The following is a 25,235-nucleotide window of genomic DNA, read 5'->3' as shown; positions in this document are numbered from 1 at the left end:
CTCGCGCTCATCGACCAGCGAACTTGGCCGCCCGTTTGCTCCGGCTTTCGTGCGCGAAGTCCGTCTAGCTTGAAGATCGGGCAGAAACGCCCAGCAGCAGCAGCGGAACGGCACCGTCCGCCCGCATCCATGATCACGCTACGGCGTTGAGCCAGCGGAAGCCGTACCCAGCGACCTGTCCGACGCCCGATGGGCCTTAATCGAGCCGACGTTGACGGCCTGGAGAAAGGCCCGGCTCGACCGCAGGCCCACCGGGCAGCCGGCCAAGATCGACCTGCGCGACGTATTCAACGCACTCCTCTACATCAACCGCACCGGAATCCCCTGGAAATACCTCCCGCACGACTTCCCCAACCACGGCACTGTCTATGCCTACTACGCCGCCTGGCGCGACGAGGGAATCCTCACCCAGCTCAACTACGACCTGACCGGCTGGCCCGCGTGAAAGAAGGACGCAAGCCCGAACCGACCGCTTCCGTGATCGACGCCCAGAGCGTGAAGACCTCCACCAACGTGCCCCTGACCAGCCAAGGAACCGACGCCGCCAAGAAGATCGTCGGCAGGAAACGGGGCATCCTCGCCGGCACGATCGGACTCATCCTCGCCGTGACTGTCACCACCGCGAGCCTGTCCGAGAACGCCGTCGGAATCCAGCTCCTCGGCCAGGCCAAGAAGACCTACCCGACCATATCCAAGAGCTGGGTCGACACCGGCTTCAAGAACGCCGTCATCGAGCACGGCCCCAAATTCGGAATCGACGTCGAAGTCGTCAACAGAAACCCAGGAGTTCGCGCCTTCCACGTTGTCAAAAGGCGCTGGGTTGTCGAACGAAGTATTGGTTGGATCATGCTGCACTGGCGCCTCGCCCGAGACTACGAGACCCTGCCCACCAGCTCCGAGGCCATGATCCACGTCGCCTCGATCGACAACCTCACCAAGCGCATAACGGACGAGACGACACCCACCTGGCGAGGAACTTACTAGGAGATAAAGGGCAATCCACCTAGATCAAACGCCCTCTTAGACACCAACGAGCTGTTCAGGAGGCCCTGCTCGTATGCGCCGAACTCCCCGCGACCACCCGATCGAGACCCCCGTTCGACAGACACCGCTCAAGATCGAAAAGACAACAACTTCTAACACGCCAAACTGCCCCCAGGCGTGCAGATGTTGAACGCGCGGCGGGTGGCTCACGGCCGTCGGCTCGCACACCGCGGTCGCGATCAGGTTCCGGGTGCCGGCTGTCCGCGTGTGCTCCCCGCCGCCGGGATGGACGGGGGGACAATCGCCTGAGCTGAGCACTCCATGGTCGATGTGCTCACGACCGGGCGGCCACACAGGACAGTGGCGCTTGCCGCTTCGCCCTGCACGCAGCCCTCAAGCGAGGGGGAGCAACCTCATGTGCGGAATCACCGGATGGATCTCCTACGACCGCGACCTGAGCCGCGAACGCGGCACCGTGGCGGCGATGACCGAGACCATGGCCTGCCGGGGGCCCGATGACGAGGGGGTATGGCTGGACACCCACGCCGCTCTCGGTCACCGCCGACTGGCGGTGACCGACATCGCCGGTGGCGTCCAGCCCATGTCCGTGGACAGCGACGGGAACACGCTGCTCGTCACCACCTACAGCGGCGAGATCTACAACCACCGAGAACTACGGGCCGAACTGGCCGCGCTGGGACACTCCTTCCGCACCGACAGCGACACGGAGGTGGCCCTGCGCGCCTACCTCCAGTGGGGCGAGGAGTTCACACGGCGGCTGAACGGCATGTACGCCTTCGCTCTGTGGGACGGGCGCCGGCAGGAACTGCTTCTGGTACGTGACCGTCTGGGTATCAAACCGCTCTACTACTACCCGACCGGCGACGGCGTCATCTTCGGCTCCGAACCCAAGGCGATCCTGGCTCACCCGCGGGTCGCCGCGGTGGTGGACGCGGACGGTATGGCCGAACTCCTGGCCCTGACCAAGACTCCGGGTCACGCCGTCTACCGCGGCATGCGCGAGCTTCGCCCCGGCCACACACTGCGGGTGCGGCGTACGGGCAGCACCGAACGCCGCTACTGGGGCCTGGAGTCGTACGAGCACACCGACGATCTCCCCACGACGGTCGCGCGGGTACGCGAACTGCTGGAGGACATCATCGACCGCCAACTCGTCGCGGATGTCCCCCTGTGCACCCTGCTCTCCGGCGGTCTGGACTCCTCGGTGATCACCGCGCTCGTCGCCAGGGCGTCGGCGGCGGGCGGCCATGGGCCGGTGCGCTCCTTCGCCTTGGAGTTCGCGGGCCAGGCGGAAGACTTTCAGCCCGACGAGCTACGGGCCACCCGGGACCAGCCGTACGCCCGCGAACTGGCCGCGCACGTGGGATCCGACCATCGCGACATCACCCTCGACACCGCGCAGTTGCTGGACCCGGCGAACAGGGAGCGCGTCCTGACGGCGCGTGACCTGCCCTTCGGCTTCGGCGACATGGACACCTCGCTGTATCTGCTGTTCAAGGCCGTTCGCGAACAGTCGACGGTGGCGCTGTCCGGTGAGTGCGCCGACGAGGTGTTCGGCGGCTACCACTGGTTCCACGACGAGAAGACGGTCCACGCCGACACTTTCCCGTGGCTCCACGCCCTGCGCGCCGCTCTCGACGAGCGCCAGAGCCTGCTCGCGCCCTCGCTGCTCCGGGCGATCGACCTTCCCGGATACCAGGAGGCCCGGTACCGCGAAGCACTGGCTCAAGTACCCGCCCTGCGCGGCGAGACCGGCACCGAGCGGCGGATGCGGGAGATCAGCCATCTGCATCTGACCCGGTGCCTGCAGATCGCCCTGGACCGCAAGGACCGGGCCAGCATGGCCACCGGGCTGGAGGTCCGCGTACCTTTCTGCGACCACCGGCTCGTCCAGTACGTCTTCAACGCGCCGTGGGCCATGAAGACCTTCGACGGCCGCGAGAAGTCACTGCTGCGAGCGGCGGCCGGCGACATCCTGCCCGCCTCCATCTCCCGCCGCGTCAAGAGTCCGTACCCCTCCACGCAGGACTCGCGCTACACCGACTCCCTGCGCCAGGAGATGAAGGAACTGCTCGCCGACCCGCAAGCCCCGGTCCGGCCTCTCCTCGATCTGTCCGCCGCCGACCGGCTGACCGGCGAGGCGTCCGGATCCGATCTGCGTAACGGAAGTGAACTCGTCCTCGACCTCAACAACTGGCTCGGTGCCTACCGGATCACACTGGATTTCTGAGAGGGCACGGTGGGCCCCGCGGTGGACGGGCGACGGCCGCGGCCCATCCGCGGGCCGCGGCCGTCCCCTCAGTTGCCCCTCAGGCCGCGCAGTACTGCGACTCCTTGCCGATGGACCGGTACATGCAGTCCGCGTTCTCCAGCAGTTGCAGGACCGCGTCGCGGTTGCGGCTCGTCTCGCGCTCGATGACCTCGTCGGGCGGGTAGAAGCCGCCACCGCCGGCGCTGCCCGGATACATCTCGAAGGTGTACGCGAAGATCTTCTGGTCGCCCCACAGCCAGTCGTCGATCGACCCGTCGGTGATGTAGAGGTCGCTCGCCTGCTCCGCGGTGTAGCCGTTGCTCGCGCCCATCTTCCCGCCGACTGCGGCGAAGGCGTTGCGGTCGTCGAGCGTCATGCCGGGAGCCGTGTCGGAGTAGGTGTAGCCGTACGGCCACAGCACCAGCTCGCTGTATGTGTGGAAGTCGATCGCCGCCTTGAGCTGCTGCTCGCCGCCGACGACCCGGCTGCGCGCGAAGTCCGCGACCACCTTGACCTCCGGCGCCGACTCGGCCCGCGCACCGCGGTACGTGTCGGAGCTCGGGCTGGTGGAGGAGCCGCCGCAGCAGCCCCACTGGAAGGCCCAGTTGCGGTTGAGGTCCGTACCGATGGCCGAGGAACCGGAGTTGGGCTGCCGGTTCTTGCGCCAGCTGCGGTAGGAGCCGGTGGCGATGTCGTACTCGCCGCCGTCCGGGTTGACGTCCGGGACGATCCAGATCTCGCGGTTGTTAACTGCGTTGGTGACCCGTGAATCGGTGCCGTAGGTGTCACCCAGCTCGCGGATCAGATACAGCGCCATCTCGACGGTGAGGTGCTCGCGGGCGTGCTGGTGGTGCGTGAAAAGCACCTCGGGCTCGTTCTCGTCCGTCGCCACGTTGTCGCTGATCTTGACCGCGATGATGTCCCGGCCTTCGTAACTCTTGCCGATGACGCGCTTGCTGATCAGGTTCGGGTGGGCGGCGATCCGCTGGTTGATCTCGGCGTTCATCTCGGCGTAGTTGTGATAACGCGAGTCGGCCGAGGGGAAGTCGAACGGCTCGGCGGCCTTGCCGTTCGTCCTCGCGGGCGGCGCCGGCAACAGGTCGAGCCGGTGGCCGAGTGCGCGCAGCCGCTCCGCCTGGGCGTCGGTGGCGCTGACGACGGTCGAGCGCTCGCCCGCCTCGTCCACCGACACGCCGGTGGCGGCGAGCGCGGTACGGGCCGCGACACCGGCGGCACCGGGGATCTCGTACTGCCGGATCCGCTCGTCGTCGGCGGCTCCCGGTACGGGCGCGCTCTTCGACGCCGGGGCCGGGGACGGGGGCGCTGCCTCGGCCGTGAACGGGACGGCCACGGCGAGCGCCAGTATGACCGCGAGAGTGGCGGCCTTCGATCTGCTCTCGCGTATGCGAAGTCGCATGTTGGCTCCAGGGTGGGGAGTGGTGTGGGGGGTTCAGCCGCGCCAGGTGTGTGGCGGCGGCCAAGTCCTGTTCACCGGACAGGACCTGATTGTTCGCGCACATCGTGACGGGATGGCATGGCCCGGTCAAGTGACCAACTTCGGCCATCCGCCTCGACCGCTCCCACACACCCCGGCCACCCCCGATCCCCACCAGGAGCCGCCGCCGCGAGACGTAACGGCCAACGTCAACCACGCGTGAGGTCAACGTCCGCCGCGCCGGCGGATCCTGGACGGAGGGCGACCGCTCAGCGCGTGAGGGTGAGAACGGGGCGCAGACCGGCGGGACGTTCCTCCACCGGCAGATGGTCCACGAAGTGCACGGCGCAGCCCAGTTCGGCAGCGCCGCCGTCCGCCTCCCGGTCGTCCCCGACCATCAGCACGTCGTGCGGATCCTGTCCGATGGCCTCACAGGCCGCGCGGAACAGCCGCGCGTCAGGTTTCTGGACGCCGTGCTCGTACGACAGCACATAGGCGTCCACGAGGTCGTCCAGGCCGTGCGCCCGGAAGACCGGACGCAGGTCCCAGCCGATGTTGCTGATGACACCGACGCCGATGCCCTCGCGCTTCAGGGTGCCGAGCACCTCCGCCGTGTCGGCGTACGGCCGCCAGGCGTCCGGCGTCCGGTGGCGCTCGTACAGCGCGTCGTACAGCCGGGGGTCGGGGAGCGCGACCTGCCGGGCGAGTCCCGTGTACGCGGCGCGGTGCCGCTCGGCGCTCTCGTCACGTGTGGCCCACAGCCCGGCCAGATCCGGCGGCAGCTGCTGTGGCGTCGGTCCGCCGGGCAGGGCCCCCGCGACGGCGAGCTGCACCGCGTACCGCCGGACCTCGTCGGGGGGTACGGGAACGCTCAACTCGTCGAGCACCGCCCGGAGCCAGGAACCTGCCGATTCGATGCGGAACAGAGTCCCCGAGAAGTCGAAAAGCACACCCTTGATCTTCATGGACCCGATCCTTGCCGGGTCACCGCCACCGGGACAAGGCCCGTCCTTCGTACGTGGCGACGGACAGGGCCACGAGACACGCCCCGAACAGCCAGCCGCCCACCACGTCCGAACTCCAGTGCACCCCCAGCCAGACGCGATTGAACCCGGAGCCGATCACCGACACCACCCCCACCACCAGCGCGACACGCCACAGCCGGCCGCTCGGACCGTGCCGCCGCAGCAGCCACAGGAGCAGCCCGACGGTGACGGTGGTGATCATCGCGTGGCCCGAGGGGAACGCCGCGTAGTGCGCCGAGTCGACGGGGTCGGGCCAACTGGGGCGGGGACGCCCGACGGCGGCCTTCACACCTTGCGAGATGAGGGCGCCCACCAGACTCGTCAGGGCGACCCAGCAGGCGAGCAGACGCGAGCCGCGGAACCAGAGGACGACGAAGGCGACGGCCGTCAGGAGGCGCATCGTCCAGGGGTCCCACACCCAGTCGGTGAGAATCCGGTTCGCGTGGGTGAGACCCGGATCGGCCACCGCCTGCCGGTGCAGATCGACAGAGATGGTCCGGTCCAGGGAGAACAGCGGACCCCACTTGGCGGCGACGAGCGCCAGCAGGACCACGGAGGCCACGCCCAGCGCCGCGCCGACGCGGGCCGGTGTCAGGGCTCCCGGCGGCGTGGGCGGTGCCGGCGAGGCCGCCGACGGGGACGGGGGGACCGCGGGGGAGCGCATGCCTTGAACTCTAACGACGAGGGCCCGCGACCGGACGAAGGCCCCCGCGAGGCAAGACACCCCGACGTCCTGTCCGGCGGACAGGACCTAACCCAGCGTGCGTAGCGCCGGGATGAATGCCACCATCAGCGGAACGGCAGGCACCAGCGCCGCCGCCGCCGTCAGGCGCAGCCGGCGGCCCGCCGTGAGCCGGGGGAGCGGCGTCAGCAACCGGTCGACCCGGCGCGGCAGTTCGGCGTCGGGGGTCGGGCAGGGGCCGAACACCCCACGGTCCTCGTTCAGTTCGACCAGGGCGAGCGCGATCGTGAGCCGGCCGAAACGGCGCGAGGCGACATCGTCGGCGGCCAGCTCGACCAGGCGGTGCATCTCGGCCTGGAACGCCGCGAAGACCGGCACCTGCGGGAAACCGTTGGCGAGCGCCGACGAGCAGTGCAGCAGCCAGTCGTGCCGGGCGCGGGCGTGGCCCTGCTCATGGGCCAGTACGGCGTCGAGCTGACGGCCCTTGAGCCGCCGCAGGGCGGCCGTGGTGATGACGAGCTGCGGTGCGGCGCCCGGCAGCCACCAGGCGCCGGGACGCTCGCCCTCCAGGACGACCAGCGGGCCGCCGCCGGACTCCTCGCCGGGCAACAGGGGTGAGCGGACGAGCAGTTCGCTGCGGCGCTGCTTGCGGCGCGTGTGTGCCCGGTGGATCTCCCGCGTGAGCATCGCGCCCGTCCACAGTCCGCCGGCCGCCAGGATCACGGCGAGCACCGCCGACCAGGGGCGGTGGGCGCCCAGCGCGTACGCCTCGACGACCCGGCTCGGGGCCGGGGCGAAGACATGTCCCCGTACGGCGAGCCAGGCCGCCGCCGCGCTGAAGGTCATGGCGAGCGCGAAGCACAGCAGGACGGCCGCCACCACGCACTGCCAGACCCAGAGGGCCACCACGGGCTCACGCTCGGGCCATTCGGCGCGGGCCAGCAGCCGGGGGGCGACCACGGCGGCCAGCGCGGCCAGCGTCAGCAGCGCGAGGGAGACCATCATGGTCGCCAGTTTATGAGTGCGGTGGCGCTCACGTGGTCGGCCGCGGGCGGCAAGTGACGCAGGACACGGTCGCGTACAGGTGTCGTGCGTCAGAGCGTGAGCAGCATCGCCAGCATCGCGATGCCCATGGAGAGCCGGCAGGCGAGCGCCACCTCGGAGCCGTCCTTCCGGACGCCGACGTCCGTCACCACGTCCGTCACCACGTCCGTCACCGTCACTTCCGTCACCGTTCCGGCGGCGGTGCCCGCGCTCCCTCCGGCCGTCCGGCCGGTGCCCGCGATCCCCGAGCCACCGGCCTCCTCCGGCGCGGTCACGCTCTGCAACGGGAGCAGTCGCGCGCCCGTCCACAGCACGTACCCCGCGTAATAGATCAGCAGCACACCCGTGGCCAGCGGTGTGCCACCCGCGGCGCCGGCACCGCTCGCACCGCCTGTGTGGTGCGCGCCGTGAGCCGCGCCCGGCAGCAGGGCCATCGCCACCGACATGTAGACCATGGCCAGCATGCCCACGAGATGGTGCAGATGGTGCGACGTCCTGAGGGCCGGGCCCAGCGCGCGCAGCGCGGCGACCCCGAACACCGCCGCGTACATGAGCCAGACCCAGTGCGGCGGTGCGAACACCGCCGCGGGCACGGCCATCACCGCCATCCCGAATCCCATCAGGGCCTCGCCGCCCGCCGTACCGCGCCCCGCGCCCGGCGCGCCGCGCAGCCGCGGCAGGCAGTACGTCCCGGCCGCCGCGCAGAGCGCCACGACCAGCCAGCCGGCAGCCGCCGGTCCGTGCACCGCGCACCTCCCCCTCGCCATGCTCCAAAGATGTCCACACAAACGGTGTCAACGGAGAAATGCCCTTGTCGTTCGAGGCGCACGCGAGCGCAGGGAGACACGGGGGGAGCGCACCGGGGGGACACGGTCCGCGATCAAGGACGGGGAAAGTGCGTGCTTTTCGCATTCCACTGGAATCGGAAAACGTAAAGAAATTAGCCTGACACGTCTTTTCGATTGGTCCGGACAAAGCTTCCGCATGGGCCTTGTGGCGGCCGTCCGAACGCGGTTGCTTTGCGACGAGACAGCCTTTACGGCCGTACGGCCTCCGGCCTCGCGCAATCGCTGCGCACCGGCAGCCAGACACCCTCGCGCGCCGCGTCGAGCAGAGTCAGCATCACGTCCAGGACATGGCGGGCGAGTTCGCCCGAAGCCCGGTGCGGCCGGTCCTCGGTGAGCGAGGTCGCCAGATCGGCGAGACCGGTGCCGCGCCCCGCGTCCCGGTAGCCGCCCGACACCGGCAGCCGTTCCCACTCGCCGCCCGCCCGGTGCAACTCCACCGGCCCGTCGAAGCCGTTGGGGTCGGGCACCGACAACGAGCCCTCGGTGCCGTGCACTTCGATACGCGGCAGCCGCGCCGCGTGGATGTCGAAGCTCATGACCAGCGTCGTCAGCGCCCCGCCCGCATGCTCCAGAAGGCCCGTGACATGGGTCTCCACCTCGGTGTCGAAGCGCTCACCGGCGCGTGGTCCGCTGCCGATGGTCCGCTCGGGACGCGACCGGGACGCGGCTGCGGTGACCCGGCCGACGGGCCCGAGCAGATGGACGAGCGCGGAGAGGTAGTACGGGCCCATGTCGAGCAGCGGCCCGCCGCCGGGGCGGTAGTAGAACTCGGGGTCGGGGTGCCAGCGTTCGTGTCCGGGCGTGGTCATGAACGCGGTGGCGGCCACCGGGGTGCCGATCAGGCCGTCGTCCACAGCCCCGCGCGCGGTCTGCACGCCCGTACCCAGCACGGTGTCGGGGGCGCAGCCGACCCGCAGCCCCCGGTCCGACGCCGTCGCGAGCAGGGAGTCGGCCTCCTCGCGGGTCATGGCCAGCGGCTTCTCGCCGTACACATGCTTGCCCGCGTCGAGCGCGGCGCGCGCCACCTCGGCGTGTACGGCGGGCACCGTCAGATTCAGTACGGCGTCGACGTCGGGACGCCCGGTCAACTCGGCGACCGAGCCGGCGACGGCGACGCCCGGCACCTGTGCGGCGACGGCCTCGGCGCGGCCCGCGTCGAGGTCCGTCACGGCGGTGAGCCGGACGGCGTCGAGCCGTTCGAACGTCTTCAGATACGCGCCGCTGATCTTGCCCGCGCCGACCATGCCGATCCTCAACGGCTCGCCCACAGCAGCCCCCTCTCGGTCAGCGCCCGCACCTCGGGCACGTCGAAGTCGTCCGGCTTGTGGCCGACGGTGGAGACGAAGACGCGGCCGGCGCCCCAGCTCCTGGTCCATACGGCGGGCATCGTGACCGGCCGGGACCGGTTCTCGTCCGCCTCGAACTCGATGGTCGCCAGGACGTCGATCAGCGGATCGGTGGCAGTCCAGTAGCGCTCGGTGTGTACGTCGAAGTCGGTCAGACCGGCGACGACCGGATGGTCCGCCGCCTCCGGCGGGATCCGCACGGTGTGGTCGGAGAATCCCGGCGGATGCATCAGGAACTGGCCGCCGGTGAGGAGTTGGTAGCCCACGCTGCCGCGGAAGGAGTCGACGATGCCGCCGTGCCAGCCCGCCAGACCCGTGCCGGCGCGTACCGCCGCGGCGAGTCCCGCGCACTGCTCGTCGCTGATCTCACCCATGGTCCAGCACTGGACGACCAGGTCGGTGGCGGCGAGGAGGGTGGCGTCGGTGTAGACGTCCAGGGTGTCGGCCGTCTCGACCGCGTAACCCTTCTCCTGGAGGAAGGGCAGGAAAAGATCCGTCGTCTTCACGGGCTCGTGGCCCTCCCAGCCGCCGCGGACGACCAGCGCGCGGCGGGAGCCGGGGGTCGGACGGAAGCCGGGGGCGGGCGGTGGGCCCGATGCGGTGGTTGTCATGGTCGTTGCACGCTCCCGTCGGTGTTGCGCAGCAGGGCCCAGCGGTCGTGTTCCAGTGGCTCGGGCACCGGATGCCCGCGCGCCGCTGTCCCGTCGAAGCCGACCCCGTGACCGGAGGTCTCGTGCGGGGACAGTGCGCCGTCGTGTGCCACGACCGTACCGGGCAAGACGTCGAGCACGGCAGGTGGCTCGACACCAGGGACGCCGCCAGGGCCGTCCGGTACGCGCTCCACGCCGAACTGACGGGCTGTCATGTGCTCAACGTCGCCGCGGACGACACGTCGTCGCCCGTGCCGACGGCCCAACTCCTCGAAGAACACCATCCGGGCGTGCCGTACTTCACCGAACTGACCGGCCACGCCTCGCTGTTCGACACCTCGGCCTGTGCGCGGCTGCTGGGCTTCACACCGAAACACCGCAGAGCCCCGCTCGACGCGGGCGGCGACGCGGGTGCCGACGTGGGTGCCGAGGCGGACGGTGCCGAGGTGAGCGCAGGGAGAGAGGCATGACGACCAGGGACACGGCTCCTCGCGCCCCGCCGATCCGCGCCGCCGGGAAGTGGGGTTAGGCTCGGGCGCGCCGCCCGTCCGCGGCGGAGAATCGGAGAACGCGCACCATGGACACCACCCCGCGTCCCGCGCCCGGTCAGCTCACCTACCGGGACGCCACCACAGAGGACGTCAAGCCGCTCGTCGCCCTCATCGAGTCCGCCTACCGCGGCGAGAGCGCCCGCGCGTCCTGGACCTCCGAGGCCGATCTGCTGGAGGGCCGGCGCACCGACGAGCAGGGTGTGCTCGACGTGATCGAGGCAGCGGGCAGCCGGCTCCTGATGGTCGAGGCGGACGGTGAGCTGATCGCCTGCTGCCAGCTGGAACACCGGGGCCCCGCAGCGTACTTCGGTATGTTCGCCGTCGATCCGGGGGCGCAGGGCGGTGGTCTCGGCAAGCGCATCATCGCCGAGGCGGAGCGCCGTGCCCTCGTGGACTGGGGTGTCGGTGAGATGCACATGACCGTGATCGTCCAGCGCGAGGACCTGATCGCCTGGTACGAGCGCCGCGGCTACCGCCGTACGGGACAGCTGACCCCGTTCCCGTACGGCGACGAGCGCTTCGGCATCCCGCAGCGCGACGACCTGGCGTTCGAGCTGCTGGTCAAGCCGCTGGGCTGAGCGTGTCCGCCGGGCGTCAGGCCGTGAAGCGGCCGGTGCGGCGGATCTCCGGGAAGTCGGTGGTCGCGCCTTCCAGGCCGAGCGCCCGCACCAGCCGCAACTGGTCCGGGGTGTTCACCACCCACCCGATGACCCCGAGCCCCGCCGCGTGCGCGCGCTCCACCACCTCCAGCGTCAGGCGCCGGATGTTCAGCGCGAGCGAGTCCGCGCGCACCGCGACGGCCCGGTCCACGATGTCGCCGTCCCAGCGGCTGGCGATCAGCACCGTCCGTACGCCGGGCACCAGGGCGGAGATCTCGGCGACCGCCTCGTCGTGGAACGAGGACACCTCCACCCGCCCGACGAGCTTGCGCCGGTGCATGACCTCGGCCAGCGCGCGTGCCGCCGCCACATCCTTGATCTCCGCCTGGAGCGGTGAGCCCACCGCGTCCAGGACCTCCTCGAAGACCGGCACCCGCTCGCCCGCTCCCGCGTCCAGCTCCCGCAGCTCGGCGAGCGTCCGGTCGGCGATCGGGCCCGTGCCGTCCGTCGTACGGTCCAGCTCGGCGTCGTGCATGACGACGAGGGCGCCGTCCTTGCTCAGATGAAGATCGAGCTCGATGGCGTCCATACCGGCTCGCTCGGCGTGCAGGAAGGAGCGCAGGGTGTTCTCGGGTTCGACACCCATCACTCCACGATGACCGATGGTGAGGAAAGTCAAGGCTGACTCGCTTCCGTCGTCGGCGGCTCCCGCGCGGCGCTGGTGCCCCACGCGGCACGGCGGCAGCCTAGCGGCCACCGTGCCTGTCTGGGCCCGTCTCGTACACGTACGGGCCGGTGCCTGTTGTCCATGGCGCGTACGGCAGGAAAATCGCCCGTAAACCTGAAGCGTGGCAGGATAATTTGTCTTGCCCGACCTTGTACGGGAGAATCGAAGACCGATACGGTGCTTTGACGCCAGCTTCTCCCGTGGAGGACGTGACATGTCGCAGATTCTTGTGCAGGACCGACCCGGAGAGCACACGGCCGGCGAGCAGCGGGTGATCGAACACCCCGCCTGGACGGAGCTGAAGAGCGCCGTCGAGGAGATCCGCCCCTGGCAGTCGAAGGACGGTTCCATAGATTTCGACGCCGACGACGCGCCCGCGCGCACCCTCGCCGAGGTCACGCTCGACCGCGTGACCGCCGCCGTCGAGCAGCTGTCGCCCCTGCTGCCGCACGACGCCGCCTACCATGCGGCGCTCGTCTCGGACCTCCGTAAATGGGCCGACAGCGCCTTCGGCGTACCCGACTTCCTGGACTCGCTGCTCGCCTTCCAGCCCGCGGCCGACCGCGTGGACCGGCTCCAGCACCTGGTCGTCTTCCCCATGTACACGCAGAACGGCAACCCGGACCGCAATCTCGAAGCGGTCGTCCTGCGCATGGTCTGGCCCGAATGGCTCGCCGAGCTGGAGCGCACCCGCTACGACAACCCGCTCTTCTGCGGCATCACCTTCGAGGACTTCACCGCGGGGTACGACACCAACTCCGCGGTCCTCTTCCCCGAGACGATCGCCGTCCGGCAGGCCCCCGAGCGATTCAGCTGGGGCGGCATCTTCTGCGACCGCGAGGCGGCCCGATTCCGCCGGGTCACCGAGGCCGCCGTCGACATCCTCGGCGTCGAACTCCCCGACGACATCCGCGAGATGGTCGGCGACCAGGACCGCTGCCAGCAGGCCTTCGTGCTCTGGGACATGATCCACGACCGCACCCACAGCCATGGCGACCTGCCGTTCGACCCCTTCATGATCAAGCAGCGGCAGCCGTTCTGGATGTACGGCCTGGAGGAGCTGCGCTGCGACCTCACCGCCTTCCGGGAGGCCGTGCGGCTCCAGGCGGACGGCGTCGCGCAGGGCCGCGACGTGCAGTACGCGGTCCTCTTCGACCGGATGTTCCGCTTCCCCGTCACCGGCGCACGCGAGCGCAACTACGACGGCCTCGGCGGCCAGCTGCTCTTCTCGTACCTCCACAAGCACGACGTGGTGCGCTGGACGGACAACACCCTGCGTATCGACTGGGACAGGGCCCCGGAGGTCACCCAGCGGCTGCTCGGCGAGATCGAGAGCCTCTACCGGGCGGGCATCGACCGTCCGAAGCTGGTCCACTGGTTCGCCGCCTACGACCTCGTCTCCACCTATCTGGCCCCCCACCCCGGATCCCGCTGGGCCAAGGGCCCGGACGCCCTCGACCTGGATCTGCCCCCGCGCAAGCTGGTCGACGACGTGCTTCCGGACGAGTTTCCGCTCAGCATGTTCTACGAGGCACTGGGCAAGAAGCTCAAGACCGTGATCGCCTCCACTCGGGGCATCACGGCGCAGGCGTGAGCGACGACGGTTCGGACACGGTGAACACCGGGATGACGGAGAAGACGACCATGAGCACAAGCACCGGAGCGGGAGGCGCGCTGGACGGCGCCGTCGTCGCGGTCGCCGGAGCGGGCGGCCCCGCTGGACGCGCCACCCTGCTGCGCCTGGCCTCGGCGGGCGCGAGGGTCGTCGGCGCCGACGCGGACGCGGCGAGCCTGGCCGAGGCCGTCGACGCCACCCGCCGCGCGCACAGTGGCGCCACCGTCACGGGTGACACCGTCGACCTCCTCGACCCGGAGGCCACCCGCGCGTGGGCGGCCAGGACCGAGAAGGACGCGGGCCGGGTGGACGGTCTCGTCCACCTGGTGGGCGGCTGGCGCGGCGGCAAGACCTTCGCCGACACCGATCTCGCCGACTGGGACCTGCTGGAGAAGCTGCTGATCCGCACCGCCCAGCACACCTCCCTCGCCTTCCACGACAGCCTGCTGCGCAGCGACCGCGGTCGCTATGTGCTGGTCAGCGCCGCCGGTGCGAGCAAGCCCACGGCCGGCAACGCCGCCTACGCGGCGGCCAAGGCCGCGGCCGAGGCCTGGACGCTCGCGCTGGGCGACGACTTCCGCAAGGCCGGGGGCGACGAGGGCCCGAGCGCGGCGGCTACGATCCTGGTCGTCAAGGCACTGGTGCACGACGCGATGCGCGCCGAGCGCCCGAATGCGAAGTTCGCGGGCTTCACGGACACCGGAGAGCTGGCGGAGGCCATCGCGGGAGTCTGGGACCGGCCCGCCGGTGAAGTGAACGGAAGCCGTCTGTGGCTGACCCCCAAGTCATGAGGTCCCGTACGACCGCCGCGCGTACGCACCACGACCCCGGCGTCCGCGGCTTCGCCAGCGACAACTACGCGGGCGCCCACCCCGAGGTGCTGGCCGCGCTCGCGGTCGCCAACGGCGGCCACCAGATCGCGTACGGCGAGGACGAGTACACCGACCATCTCCAGCGCGTCATGCACAGCCACTTCGGCCCCACCGCGCAGGCCTTCCCGGTCTTCAACGGCACCGGGGCGAACGTTGTCGCGCTCCAGGCGATGACCGACCGCTGGGGCGCGGTGATCTGCGCCGAGAGCGCGCACATCAACGTGGACGAGGGCGGGGCGCCCGAGCGGGTCGGCGGGCTCAAACTGCTGGCCGTGCCGACCCCGGACGGCAAACTCACCCCGGAGCTGGTCGACCGGCAGGCCTGGGGTTACGAGGACGAGCACCGCGCCATGCCGCAGGTCGTGTCGATCACCCAGAACACCGAACTGGGCACCGTCTACACCCCGGACGAGATCCGCGCGCTGTGCGAGCACGCCCATGAGCGGGGCATGAAGGTCCATCTCGACGGGGCCCGGATATCCAACGCCGCCGCCTCCCTCGACGTACCGATGCGGACCTTCACCAACACCGTCGGTGTGGACGTGCTGAGTTACGGCGCCACGAAGAACGGCGCGATCTTCGGCGAGGCCGTCGTCGTCATCGACCCCGACGCCGTCCGCGCGATGAAGCGGCTGCGCAAGCTCTCGATGCAGCTCAGCTCCAAGACGCGGTTCGTCTCCGTGCAGTTGGAGGCGCTGCTGGCCGGCGACCTGTGGCTGCGCAACGCCCGGCACAGCAACGCCATGGCGCAGCGGCTCGCCGACGGTGTGCGCACGGTCGACGGCGTCGAGATCCTGCACCCTGTCCAGGCCAACGCCGTGTTCGCCCGGCTGCCGCACGACGTGAGCGTGCGCCTTCAGCAGCGGTTCCGCTTCTACTTCTGGGACGAGTCGGCCGGCGACGTGCGCTGGATGTGCGCCTTCGACACCTCGGAGGACGACGTCGACGCGTTCGTCCAGGCGCTCAAGGAGGAGATGGCCAGGTAACCAGCGACCGGGCCTCGCTCCGGCGGACTGGCTGCGGCGGTGCATTACAGTAGACCTCCAGGTGTGCTGTGATGCACCGCTTTTCGTACGTTCCGAGGCAAGGCAGACGATGACCCTGACGTTCACCGTGTCGGATGAGGTGCACTCCCTCGTCCCCGGCTTCACCCCGCTCGCCGTCGAGGCCCACGGGCTGGTCAACGGCCCCAGCAGCGAGGCGAGTTCGGCCCTGCTGGACGACGCGGCCCGGCGGCTCGCCGCCCGCCTCGACGGGCGCGCCCCGCACGAGGACCCGCACATGGCCGCCTGGCGCGCGGCGTACACGGCCTTCGGCAGCAAGCCGTCCCGCACCCGCAACTCCGCCGAGGCGCTGGCCAGACGCGCGCTCGCCGATGGCGGTCTGCCCCGGATCAATCTGCTCGTCGACCTCTACAACGCGATCAGCGTGGCCCATCTGATCCCCGTCGGCGGCGAGGACACCGACCACATCGCGGGCCCCATGCGGCTCGTACGGGCCACCGGCGACGAGCCGTTCCACACGGCCGCGGGCGGTGAGACGGTGATCGAGCACCCAGACGCGGGCGAAGTCGTGTGGCGCGACGACGAAGGTGTCACCTGCCGGCGCTGGAACTGGCGCCAGGGCGTGCGCACCCGGCTCACGGAGGAGTCGGTGAACGCCATCTTCCTGCTGGAGAGCCTGGCCCCGATGACCCGCGCCGAACTCGACGCCGCGGGTGCCGAACTCGCCGAGGGGCTGGAGAAGTTGAGCCCCGGCGCGCGAATCACCGTGCACCCCGCGGGCTGACGCCCGGCGGACCGGCCCCGGCGGCACCGCGCGCCTGGCCCCGCAGTGACGTTTCCGTGGCGCCGTGCGCAGGGGCCGCGAGGCTCAGCCGGCTTCGCGGACCTCGGCCGGTGTCGGAGCCGTACCGCCCAGGTGCGCCGGTACCCACCAGGTGTCGCTCGCGTCCTTGGGCCGTACCGGATAGGCGCGTTGGGCGGCTTCGAGCAGCTCCTGCACCCTCTCGCGCAGCCGCCGGGTGATGGCCCCCGCGTACTGGTCGGTGGGCGCCTCCAGCGGCTCGCCGACCCGCATCGTCACCGGGATGTGGCTGCGCCGGAAGTTGCGCGGGCGGCCCTTGGTCCAGATCCGCTGGGTGCCCCACAGCGCCATCGGGATCAGCGGCACACCGGCCTCCTGCGCCAGGCGCGCCGCGCCGGACTTGAAGGACTTGAGCGTGAAGGACTGCGAGATGGTCGCCTCGGGGAACACACCGACGATCTCGCCGGAGCGCAGCGAGTCGAGCGCGTGCGCGTAGGCGCTCTCGCCCTGTTTGCGGTCGACCGGGATGTGCTTCATGCCGCGCATCAGCGGCCCCGACACCTTGTGCCGGAAGACGGAGTCCTTCGCCATGAAGCGGACGAGACGCTTCTGGGGGAGCGCGGTGAGCCCGGTGAAGATGAAGTCCAGATAGCTGATGTGGTTGCTGACGAGCACGGCACCGCCGGTACGCGGAATGTTCTCGGAGCCCTGAGTCTCGATCTTGAGGTCCAGCGCCCTGAACATCGTGCGGGCGGCGCCGACGACCGGCCGGTAGACGAGCTCTGCCATCTGGAGGAGACCCTTCTGTTCCCGGGGAGGGTTCTCCCGACGGAAGCTACGCAGCCGTAGGTTTTCGGCATTGGGCAGATCGTGCCCCAAACGAGGGCGTGTGGCCAGTCCTCCCGACGGCGCGGAGCGAGATTCTCATCACGTCATTACCGGGTGATCAGGGCGTTTGCCGCAGCTCAGCGGCCGAGCCGTCGCGATCGTCGCGCTCCTGGACCGGCATCGCGCCGGGCGGCCCGGCGGGACCGCGGAATACTTCGGGGCCGTACGAACGCTGCACGGGGGATGACGACGACGGGACCGACGGTGCGCGGGAGTGAGCGGGAAAGGCGGCTCGGCGCCGCCGAGTTGGGCGCGGAGTTGGGGGAGCGCGCCACGCTCGTCCAGTTCTCCAGCGCGTTCTGCCAGCCCTGCCGCGCCACCAGGCGCACGCTCGCCGAGGTCGCCGCGATGGTCGGCGGCGTCGCCCATGTGGAGCTGGACGCCGAGGACCGCCTGGAGTTGGTGCGCGACCTCGGCATCCTCAGGACGCCCACGGTGCTTGTCCTCGACGCGGGCGGCCGGATCGTGCGCCGGGCGGCCGGGGCTCCCCGTAAGGCGGACGTGATCGCCGCGCTGGGTGCGGCCGTCTCCGCCGCGACGCCCGACGACTGAGAGTCTCCTGGCCGCGGGCCGGTGCGGCGTTGGGAAGCGGCGTTGGGAAGGTCACAGTTACAAGCGCTTGCTCAGGGGGCATGAGGTGGATGTACTGGCGAGTAATATTATGGTCGGTGTGCGGGTCGACCTGACCGGAAAACACCCCGTCAGGCGCCTATGCTGCGAACAACAAGGCAGCCCAGAAATGACGATGCAGTAGGAGAGCCGGCGTGAGCTTGAGGATCGTTGTCTGTGTGAAGTACGTGCCCGACGCCTCGGGCGACCGGCATTTCGCCGATGACCTGACGCTGGACCGGGACGATGTGGACGGTCTGCTGTCGGAGCTGGACGAGTACGCGGTCGAGCAGGCGCTCCAGATCGCCTCCGACCACGACGGCGACGGCGACGCGGAGGTCACCGTCCTGACCGTCGGCCCCGAGGACGCGAAGGACGCCCTGCGCAAGGCGCTGTCGATGGGTGCGGACAAGGCGGTCCATGTCGAGGACGACGATCTGCACGGCACGGACGCGCTCGGCACCTCGCTGGTCCTCGCGAAGGCCGTCGAGAAGACCGGCTACGACCTGGTGGTCTGCGGCATGGCCTCCACGGACGGCACGATGGGCGTCCTGCCCGCGATGCTCGCCGAGCGCCTGGGCGTACCGCAGGTGACGCTGCTGTCCGAGGTGTCCGTCGAGGGCGGCACCGTCAAGGGCCGCCGCGACGGCGACGCGGCGACCGAGCAGCTGGAAGCCTCCCTGCCCGCCGTGGTGTCGGTGACGGACCAGTCGGGCGAGGCCCGCTACCCCTCGTTCAAGGGGATCATGGCGGCGAAGAAGAAGCCGGTGGAGTCCCTGGACCTCGGGGACCTGGACATCGAGGCCGGGGACGTCGGCCTCGAAGGCGCGTGGACGGCGGTCGACTCGGCCACGGAGCGCCCGGCCCGTACGGCGGGCACGATCGTCAACGACGAGGGCAAGGGCGGCGACCAGCTGGCCGAGTACCTCGTGAGCCAGAAGTTCATCTGACGGGTGCGGCACACCGCCCCCGTAGCCGGTCCCGGTTCCTTCACGCACACGCATCCGCAGGAGAACACAACCCATGGCTGAAGTCCTCGTCTATGTCGATCATGTGGACGGCGCCGTCCGCAAGCCCACCCTGGAGCTGCTGACGCTGGCCCGCCGTCTCGGTGACCCGGTCGCCGTCGCGCTCGGCGCGGGCGCCGCCGCCACCGCCGCCACGCTGGCGGAGCACGGCGCGGTGAAGGTGCTGACCGCAGACGCCCCCGAGTTCGCCGACTACCTCGTCGTCCCGAAGGTCGACGCGCTCCAGGCCGCATACGACAGCGTGTCCCCGGTCGCCGTGCTCGTCCCCTCGTCCGCCGAGGGCAAGGAGATCGCCGGCCGCCTCGCGGTGCGCATCGGCTCGGGTCTGATCACCGACGCGATCGACCTGACGGCCGACGACAAGGGCCCGGTGGCGACGCAGTCGGTGTTCGCCGCCGCGTACACCACCAACTCCCGTATCACCAAGGGCACTCCGGTGATCACGGTGAAGCCCAACTCGGCCCCGGTCGAGCCGGCCGCCGTCGCGGAGAGCGTCGAGGAGCTGGCGGTGACCTTCGGCGAGGCCGCCACCGGCACCAAGGTCGTCGCGCGCACCCCGCGCGAGTCCACCGGCAGGCCGGAGCTGACCGAGGCCGCGATCGTCGTCTCGGGCGGGCGCGGCGTCAACGGCGCCGAGAACTTCGCGATCATCGAGGCGCTCGCCGACTCCCTCGGCGCGGCCGTGGGCGCCTCGCGCGCCGCCGTGGACGCGGGCTGGTACCCGCACTCCAACCAGGTCGGCCAGACCGGCAAGTCGGTCTCCCCGCAGCTGTACATCGCCTCCGGCATCTCGGGCGCGATCCAGCACCGGGCGGGCATGCAGACCTCGAAGACGATCGTCGCGGTCAACAAGGACGCCGAGGCGCCCATCTTCGACCTCGTCGACTACGGCGTCGTCGGCGACCTCTTCCAGGTCGTCCCCCAGCTCACCGAGGCCATCAAGGCACGCAAGGGCTGAGCCGGGCAGCATGCGAAGGGGCCGCGCGGCGCGTCACGCCGCGCGGCCCCTTCGTGCTGCGTACTCGCTTCCCGGCCCGCTCCGGGCGACCATTGACGCAGCGTGGATCAGACAGCTAACTTCACTATGCGGATGATGAATTCCATATTGCGGAAAATGGAGGCTGGGAATGGGTCAGGGTCAGCAGGAGAAGGTGACGACGAGCCTCGCGGACGCGGTCGCGACGAGCATCGGCGCCTCACTCGAACCGGTCGACGCGGAACTCGCCCGCCGCTATCCCGGAGACCCCGGCACCCGCCAGCCCGTCCACACCGTCTACGTCCCGGCGGACGACTTCCACGCGGGCACCGTCCGTTCCTGGGGCGACCAGGCTCTCGCCGCCCTCGACGAACACGCCCCCGACGCCGCCTCCTTGGCGCGTGTCCTCGGCCTCTCCGGCGAACTGGCCGGTCCCGTGTACGAGCGGGTGCGGGCCAAGCTGGAGCGCGAGCCCGTGGAGGATCTGCGGATCGACTTCGAGGACGGCTACGGAGCGCACTCCGACGAGGAGGAGGACATCGCCGCCGCGCGCGCCGCGCGTCTGGTCCACGAGGCGTACGGCGACGGCACCGCCGCCCCGTACATGGGCATCCGGATGAAGTGCCTGGAGGCCCCCGTACGGGACCGGGCCATCCGCACCCTCGACATCTTCCTCAGCGGACTCATGGAGGCCGGCGGGCTCCCCGAAGGGCTCGTCCTCACCCTGCCGAAGGTCACCTATCCCGAACAGGTCACCGCGATGGTGCGGCTGGTCTCGGAGTTCGAGAAGGCGCGCGGCCTGGCGCCCGGCCGGATCGGCTTCGAGATCCAGATCGAGACCAGCCAGTCCATCCTCGCCGCGGACGGCACCGCCGCCGTGGCGCGGATGATCGTCGCGGCGGACGGCCGCGCCACCGGCCTGCACTACGGCACCTTCGACTACAGCGCCTGCGTCGGGGTCAGCGCCGCGTACCAGTCCAGCGACCACCCGGCCGCCGACCACGCCAAGGCCGTCATGCAGGTCGCCGCCGCCGGCACCGGCGTACGGGTCTGTGACGGCTCGACCAATGTCCTGCCGGTCGGCCCCACCAGCCAGGTCCACGAGGCATGGCGACTCCACCACGGGCTCACCCGCCGCGCGCTCGCGCGCGCCTACTACCAGGGCTGGGACATGCACCCCGGCCATCTGCCCACGCGCTACGCGGCCGTCTACGCCTTCTACCGCGAGGGCCTGGAGGCCGCCGCCGCCCGACTCGCCGCGTACGTGGCGAAGGCCGGCGGCGACGTCATGGACGAGCCCGCCACCGCCAAGGCACTCAGCGGCTATCTGCTGCGCGGACTGGACTGCGGAGCCCTGGACACCGCCGAGGTCACCCGGCTCACCGGTCTCATCCGCGCCGACCTGGAGGGCTTCGCGGCCCCGCGCCGCGCGGCCCTCACGGTCTCGGCGCCGTAGCCCGGTCGGGCCGGTGCCCGGCCTACCGGTCCGCCGGCGGCGGCAGTTCGCCCGAGCCGCGCGCGATCAGCCTGGTGGGCAGCACCACCTGGCTGGGCGCGTCGGCCGCCCCGTCCAGTCGGCGGAACAGCCGCTCCGCCGCCGTGCGCCCCAGGGTGGCGGCGTCCTGCGCGATGACCGTGACCCCGGGGTCCAGCAGGTCGGCCAGCTCGATGTCGTCGAAGCCGACGAGGGCGACGGGCCTCTCGTGCGCGGCCAGTGCCCGTACGACCGTCACGGTCACCCGGTTGTTGCCGGTGAAGATGGCCGTGACCGGCTCGGGGGCGCGCAGCATCGTGACGACGGCCTCGTGGACCCGCTCGGGCACGGTCGTGCCCAGCGACACCCACGCGTCCTCCACCGGCAGACCGGCCTCCGCCATCGCGGCGCGGTAGCCGCCGAGGCGCTCCACCGCCGTATGGATCCGGGGCTGGTCACCGATGAAGCCGATCCGCCGGTGGCCGTGCGCGACCAGATGGGCGGTGCCGGCACGCGCGCCCCCGAAGCTGTCGGAGAGCACGGCGTCCGCGTCGATCTGCCCGGCGGGGCGGTCCACGAAGACCGTCGCGACTCCGGCCTTGATCTCCGGCTCCAGATACCGGTGGTCGTGCCCCGCGGGAATGATGATGAGGCCGTCCACCCGGCGCGCGCACAGCGCGAGCACCAACTCCTGCTCGCGGTCCGGGTCCTCGGCGCTCGACCCGTTGATCAGCAGCGCGCCGTGGGCGCGCGCGACCTCTTCGACCGCGCGGTTCAGCGGGCCGTAGAACGGGTCGGCGAGATCTTCGAGCACCAGGCCGATGCTGGCGGTACGGCCCTTGCGGAGCACCCGCGCCGAGTCGTTGCGGCGGAAGCCCAGCGCGTCGATGGCCTCCTGGACGCGCCGTTCGGTGTCGGGCGTGACACCCGGCTCCGCGTTGACCACACGGGACACCGTCTTGAGCCCCACACCGGCACGCGCTGCCACGTCTTTCATGGTGGGCCGATTACCGTAGCGGGGCTCGGGGTGACGGGCGGTGTCGGCCACTGTGCGCTGTCCTGTCGTCGTTCGGTTGTCGGGCGAGGCGTGTGGCGTTGAGCATAGGCCTGGACAACGTTGTCAGATGAATGGAGACTGTTCCACGAACCCGCAGGTCCCATGGCGCGTCCGCGCCGCCCCCGCCCGCGGCGACCCTCTCGTCCACTGGAGATCCGACACTGATGCATACCGACCTCGTAGCCGCTCTCGACATCGGCGGCACCAAGATCGCCGCAGCGTTGGTGGACGGTGACGGGACGATCCTGGTACGGGCCCGCCGGCCGACCCCGGCGACCGAGGACGGCGAGTCGGTGATGCGCGCGGTGACGGAGGTGCTGGACGAGATCGGCGCGTCGCCGCTGTGGCCGCGTGCGACGGCTGTCGGCATCGGCAGCGCGGGCCCCGTCGACGCGGTGGCCGGCACCGTCAGCCCGGTGAACGTTCCAGGCTGGCGCGGCTTCCCGCTGGTGGAGCGGGTCCAGCGGGCCACCGGCGGGCTGCCGGTGACGCTCGTGGGCGATGGCGTCGCCATCACGGCGGCCGAACACTGGCAGGGCGCGGCCCGCGGCTACGACAACGCGCTGTGCATGGTGGTCTCCACCGGCGTCGGCGGCGGCCTGGTGCTCGGCGGCAAGATCCACCCTGGTCCGTCGGGAAACGCCGGCCATATCGGCCACATCAGCGTGGACCTCGACGGCGACCTCTGCCCGTGCGGCGGGCGCGGCTGTGTCGAGCGCATCGCCAGCGGCCCCAACATCGCCCGCCGCGCCCTGGAGGGCGGCTGGCGGCCCGGCCCTGACGGTGACACCTCGGCGGCGGCCGTCGCCGCGGCGGCCCGCACCGGCGACGCGGTCGCGATCGCCTCCTTCGAGCGCGCCGCTCAGGCGCTGGCCGCGGGCATCGCCGCGACGGCCACGCTCGTGGAGATCGGCATCGCGGTCGTCGGCGGGGGAGTGGCGAACGCGGGCGATGTGCTCTTCCTGCCGCTGCGCCGCGCGCTGCGTGAGTACGCGACGCTCTCGTTCGTCCGGAACCTCACCGTGGCACCGGCGTTGACCGGTACGAACGCGGGTCTGGTGGGCGCGGCGGCGGCTGCCGTGCTCGGGCGCGGGCCTGCCGCCGAGGCCAAGATCGACGCGGCGATGACCGCTCCGACCGGCCAGTGACGGGGCGTAACACGACCTGGCCGAAAGGGATATGACAGGCAGTCAAATCGCCCTCGGCGTGCCCCACTTCACTGTTGTGTCATTGCGCGCGTTTGTGGTAGAGAGTGTTCGGCTCTGTTGGATGAGACCCGATAACGGTTGATCGGTATCCCGTCAGAACCCTTGACGAGTCCCTTCCGGGGGAGTGAGATCCAACCCTCGCGTTCGGTTGTGTTGGGTCGCACCCCTGAGGAGGGGGACATGTCTCAGTCTCCGTTCAACGGTTCGGTGGTACCGGCGAGTCTGGCCGGACACCGGATCTCCCGGCGAAATCTTCTGCGCGGTGCGGCGGCCGGGGCGGGTGCGATCGCATTGCCGTCGCTGCTCGCCGCGTGCGGCGGTGGCCCCGGCGGTGACGGAAAGACCGTCACGATGGGCTCGAACGCCTCGGACCCGGTCCCCAAGAAGGCGTTCGCCCAAGCCTTCGCGGCGTACGAGAAGCAGTCCAAGGAGAAGCGGACGATCGACGTCAACACCGTTGACCACAACAGCTTCCAGGAGAACATCAGCCGCTATCTGCAGAGCAAGCCCGACGACGTCTTCATGTGGTTCGCCGGCTACCGGATGCAGTTCTTCGCCGAGAAGGGGCTGCTGCACGACATCAGCGACCTGTGGGGCGACTACACCGGCTTCTCCGCCGCGCTCAAGGCCCAGTCGACCGGCTCCGACGACAAGCAGTACCTCACGCCGTACTACTACTATCCGTGGGCGGTCTTCCACCGGAAGAGCGTCTTCGAGAAGTACGGCTACGAGGCCCCGCGCACCCTCGACGAGTACCTGGCACTCGCCAAGCGGATGCGGAAGGACAAGCTGACCCCGATCGCGTTCGGCGACAAGGACGGCTGGCCCGCGATGGGCACCTTCGACTACATCAACATGCGCAGCAACGGCTACGAGTTCCACAAGTCGCTGATGGCGGGCGAGGAGACCTGGACCGACAAGCGGGTCAGGGACGTCTTCGACACCTGGCGCGGCATCCTCCCGTACAGCCAGCAGGGCGCCAACGGCCGTACCTGGCAGGAGGCCGCGTCCAGCCTCCAGAAGGGCGAGAGCGGGATGGCCGTCTTCGGACTCCCGCACCCCGGCCAGCAGTTCGCCGAGGACGAGCAGGATGACATCGACTTCTTCCCCTTCCCCGAGATCAACCCGGAGCACGGTCAGGACGCGGTCGAGGCACCCATCGACGGATTCCTGCTCGCGAAGAACTCCAAGAGCCTGAAGAACGACCGGACCATGGAGAGCGCCAGGGACCTGCTGTCCTGGCTCGCCACCGGCAGGGCCGAGGACGTCTATCTCGCCGGAGATCCCAACAACGTCGCGGTCAGCGAGGACGCCGACGTCTCCAAGTACTCACCGCTCCAGAAGAAAGCGGTGGAACTGATCGCGGGATCCAAGCAGATATCGCAGTTCATGGACCGCGACACCCGTCCCGACTTCGCCTCCACGGTGATGATCCAGGCCATCCAGAGCTTCATCAACGAGCCGGACGACGTGGACGGGCTGGTCAACGGGATCGAGCGGCAGAAGAAGACCCTCTTCGCCTCCGACGCCGGCAGCTGA

At 70.4% G+C, this 25,235-nt stretch carries 24 protein-coding genes and 1 pseudogene; 14 read left to right on the top strand and 11 right to left on the bottom strand.

The genetic code is table 11. The annotated features are described in order from the left end of the window. The first annotated feature begins 146 nt into the window (after positions 1-146). Positions 147-984: pseudogene (locus ACIBLA_RS14500) on the top strand (IS5 family transposase). Between the two features lie 415 nt (positions 985-1,399). Next, positions 1,400-3,235 carry an asparagine synthase (glutamine-hydrolyzing) gene (gene asnB, locus ACIBLA_RS14495; protein WP_399198720.1) on the top strand — a complete coding sequence of 612 codons (1,836 nt, stop codon included), beginning with the start codon at positions 1,400-1,402 and terminating at the stop codon, positions 3,233-3,235. 79 nt (positions 3,236-3,314) lie between these two features. Here asnB and ACIBLA_RS14490 read toward each other — a convergent pair whose 3' ends face one another. The 8 genes from ACIBLA_RS14490 to ACIBLA_RS14455 form a co-directional block, all read right to left on the bottom strand. Further along, positions 3,315-4,673: a M14 family metallopeptidase gene (locus ACIBLA_RS14490; RefSeq protein ID WP_399198719.1), complete on the bottom strand. Its 1,359-nt coding sequence runs from the start codon at positions 4,671-4,673 to the stop codon at positions 3,315-3,317. A 287-nt stretch (positions 4,674-4,960) separates the two neighbouring features. Then, a complete protein-coding gene (locus ACIBLA_RS14485) occupies positions 4,961-5,656 on the bottom strand; it encodes an HAD-IA family hydrolase (RefSeq protein WP_363245444.1) in 696 nt (231 codons plus the stop codon). 19 nt (positions 5,657-5,675) lie between these two features. Next, positions 5,676-6,380 carry a phosphatase PAP2 family protein gene (locus ACIBLA_RS14480; protein WP_399198718.1) on the bottom strand — a complete coding sequence of 235 codons (705 nt, stop codon included), beginning with the start codon at positions 6,378-6,380 and terminating at the stop codon, positions 5,676-5,678. A gap of 87 nt (positions 6,381-6,467) precedes the next feature. Continuing rightward, the gene (locus tag ACIBLA_RS14475) at positions 6,468-7,403 is read right to left on the bottom strand and encodes a M56 family metallopeptidase (RefSeq protein ID WP_399198717.1); all 936 of its coding nucleotides are present in this window, start codon (positions 7,401-7,403) and stop codon (positions 6,468-6,470) included. Between the two features lie 89 nt (positions 7,404-7,492). Then, positions 7,493-8,209 carry a DUF5134 domain-containing protein gene (locus ACIBLA_RS14470; protein ID WP_399198716.1) on the bottom strand — a complete coding sequence of 239 codons (717 nt, stop codon included), beginning with the start codon at positions 8,207-8,209 and terminating at the stop codon, positions 7,493-7,495. Positions 8,210-8,478: 269 nt separating this feature from the next. Then, positions 8,479-9,558 carry a Gfo/Idh/MocA family protein gene (locus ACIBLA_RS14465; RefSeq protein WP_399198715.1) on the bottom strand — a complete coding sequence of 360 codons (1,080 nt, stop codon included), beginning with the start codon at positions 9,556-9,558 and terminating at the stop codon, positions 8,479-8,481. Further along, positions 9,543-10,247 carry a ThuA domain-containing protein gene (locus tag ACIBLA_RS14460; RefSeq protein ID WP_363245450.1) on the bottom strand — a complete coding sequence of 235 codons (705 nt, stop codon included), beginning with the start codon at positions 10,245-10,247 and terminating at the stop codon, positions 9,543-9,545. The genes ACIBLA_RS14465 and ACIBLA_RS14460 overlap by 16 nt, the downstream gene beginning before the upstream one ends. Further along, a complete protein-coding gene (locus tag ACIBLA_RS14455; protein WP_399198714.1) occupies positions 10,244-10,399 on the bottom strand; it encodes a hypothetical protein in 156 nt (51 codons plus the stop codon). Before ACIBLA_RS14455 ends, ACIBLA_RS14460 begins: the two co-directional genes overlap by 4 nt. Between ACIBLA_RS14455 and ACIBLA_RS14450 the strand changes: the two genes are divergently transcribed. Then, positions 10,391-10,756: a hypothetical protein gene (locus ACIBLA_RS14450; protein ID WP_363245452.1), complete on the top strand. Its 366-nt coding sequence runs from the start codon at positions 10,391-10,393 to the stop codon at positions 10,754-10,756. The genes ACIBLA_RS14455 and ACIBLA_RS14450 overlap by 9 nt on opposite strands. 107 nt (positions 10,757-10,863) lie before the next feature. Continuing rightward, complete coding sequence (locus ACIBLA_RS14445; RefSeq protein WP_399198713.1) at positions 10,864-11,415, top strand: GNAT family N-acetyltransferase; 552 nt, start codon at positions 10,864-10,866, stop codon at positions 11,413-11,415. A gap of 16 nt (positions 11,416-11,431) precedes the next feature. On the opposite strand, the gene ACIBLA_RS14440 is transcribed toward ACIBLA_RS14445, so the two are convergent. Beyond that, positions 11,432-12,115 carry a glycerophosphodiester phosphodiesterase family protein gene (locus ACIBLA_RS14440; protein WP_363245454.1) on the bottom strand — a complete coding sequence of 228 codons (684 nt, stop codon included), beginning with the start codon at positions 12,113-12,115 and terminating at the stop codon, positions 11,432-11,434. 262 nt (positions 12,116-12,377) lie between these two features. Here ACIBLA_RS14440 and ACIBLA_RS14435 point away from each other — a divergent pair, with 262 nt between their 5' ends. The 4 genes from ACIBLA_RS14435 (at position 12,378) to ACIBLA_RS14420 (ending at position 16,438) form a co-directional block, all read left to right on the top strand. Then, positions 12,378-13,757, top strand: a complete 1,380-nt coding sequence (locus ACIBLA_RS14435) for a DUF6421 family protein (RefSeq protein ID WP_399198712.1) — start codon at positions 12,378-12,380, stop codon at positions 13,755-13,757. Positions 13,758-13,807: 50 nt separating this feature from the next. Continuing rightward, positions 13,808-14,569: an SDR family NAD(P)-dependent oxidoreductase gene (locus tag ACIBLA_RS14430; RefSeq protein WP_399198711.1), complete on the top strand. Its 762-nt coding sequence runs from the start codon at positions 13,808-13,810 to the stop codon at positions 14,567-14,569. Continuing rightward, the gene (locus ACIBLA_RS14425; protein ID WP_399198710.1) at positions 14,566-15,636 is read left to right on the top strand and encodes a threonine aldolase family protein; all 1,071 of its coding nucleotides are present in this window, start codon (positions 14,566-14,568) and stop codon (positions 15,634-15,636) included. The genes ACIBLA_RS14430 and ACIBLA_RS14425 overlap by 4 nt, the downstream gene beginning before the upstream one ends. A 109-nt stretch (positions 15,637-15,745) precedes the next feature. After that, positions 15,746-16,438, top strand: coding sequence for a B3/4 domain-containing protein (locus ACIBLA_RS14420; protein ID WP_399198709.1), 693 nt, complete (start codon positions 15,746-15,748; stop codon positions 16,436-16,438). Between the two features lie 84 nt (positions 16,439-16,522). Here the strand turns inward: ACIBLA_RS14420 and ACIBLA_RS14415 are convergent, their stop codons facing one another. Next, positions 16,523-17,245 (bottom strand): lysophospholipid acyltransferase family protein, encoded by a 723-nt coding sequence (locus tag ACIBLA_RS14415; RefSeq protein WP_363245459.1) that lies wholly within the window; start codon positions 17,243-17,245, stop codon positions 16,523-16,525. Positions 17,246-17,527: 282 nt separating this feature from the next. Here ACIBLA_RS14415 and ACIBLA_RS14410 point away from each other — a divergent pair, with 282 nt between their 5' ends. The 4 genes from ACIBLA_RS14410 (at position 17,528) to ACIBLA_RS14395 (ending at position 21,413) form a co-directional block, all read left to right on the top strand. After that, positions 17,528-17,896 carry a TlpA family protein disulfide reductase gene (locus ACIBLA_RS14410; RefSeq protein ID WP_399198708.1) on the top strand — a complete coding sequence of 123 codons (369 nt, stop codon included), beginning with the start codon at positions 17,528-17,530 and terminating at the stop codon, positions 17,894-17,896. Between the two features lie 212 nt (positions 17,897-18,108). Continuing rightward, positions 18,109-18,903: an electron transfer flavoprotein subunit beta/FixA family protein gene (locus ACIBLA_RS14405; RefSeq protein ID WP_399198707.1), complete on the top strand. Its 795-nt coding sequence runs from the start codon at positions 18,109-18,111 to the stop codon at positions 18,901-18,903. 73 nt (positions 18,904-18,976) lie between these two features. Beyond that, on the top strand, positions 18,977-19,939 hold the full coding sequence (locus ACIBLA_RS14400; protein ID WP_363245462.1) for an electron transfer flavoprotein subunit alpha/FixB family protein: 963 nt from the start codon (positions 18,977-18,979) through the stop codon (positions 19,937-19,939). Positions 19,940-20,108: 169 nt separating this feature from the next. Then, entirely contained in the window at positions 20,109-21,413 is a 1,305-nt protein-coding gene (locus ACIBLA_RS14395) for a DUF6986 family protein (protein ID WP_399198706.1), read from the top strand. 22 nt (positions 21,414-21,435) lie between these two features. On the opposite strand, the gene ACIBLA_RS14390 is transcribed toward ACIBLA_RS14395, so the two are convergent. After that, a complete protein-coding gene (locus ACIBLA_RS14390; RefSeq protein ID WP_363245464.1) occupies positions 21,436-22,479 on the bottom strand; it encodes a LacI family DNA-binding transcriptional regulator in 1,044 nt (347 codons plus the stop codon). Between the two features lie 173 nt (positions 22,480-22,652). On the opposite strand from ACIBLA_RS14390, the gene ACIBLA_RS14385 reads away from it, so the two are divergent. Then, positions 22,653-23,636, top strand: coding sequence for an ROK family protein (locus ACIBLA_RS14385; RefSeq protein ID WP_399198705.1), 984 nt, complete (start codon positions 22,653-22,655; stop codon positions 23,634-23,636). A 240-nt stretch (positions 23,637-23,876) separates the two neighbouring features. Continuing rightward, positions 23,877-25,235, top strand: a complete 1,359-nt coding sequence (locus ACIBLA_RS14380) for an ABC transporter substrate-binding protein (protein ID WP_399198704.1) — start codon at positions 23,877-23,879, stop codon at positions 25,233-25,235.

The organism is Streptomyces sp. NPDC050433 (assembly GCF_044458565.1).
Classification (GTDB): domain Bacteria; phylum Actinomycetota; class Actinomycetes; order Streptomycetales; family Streptomycetaceae; genus Streptomyces.
This window is presented reverse-complemented; position numbering and strand designations above follow the sequence as displayed.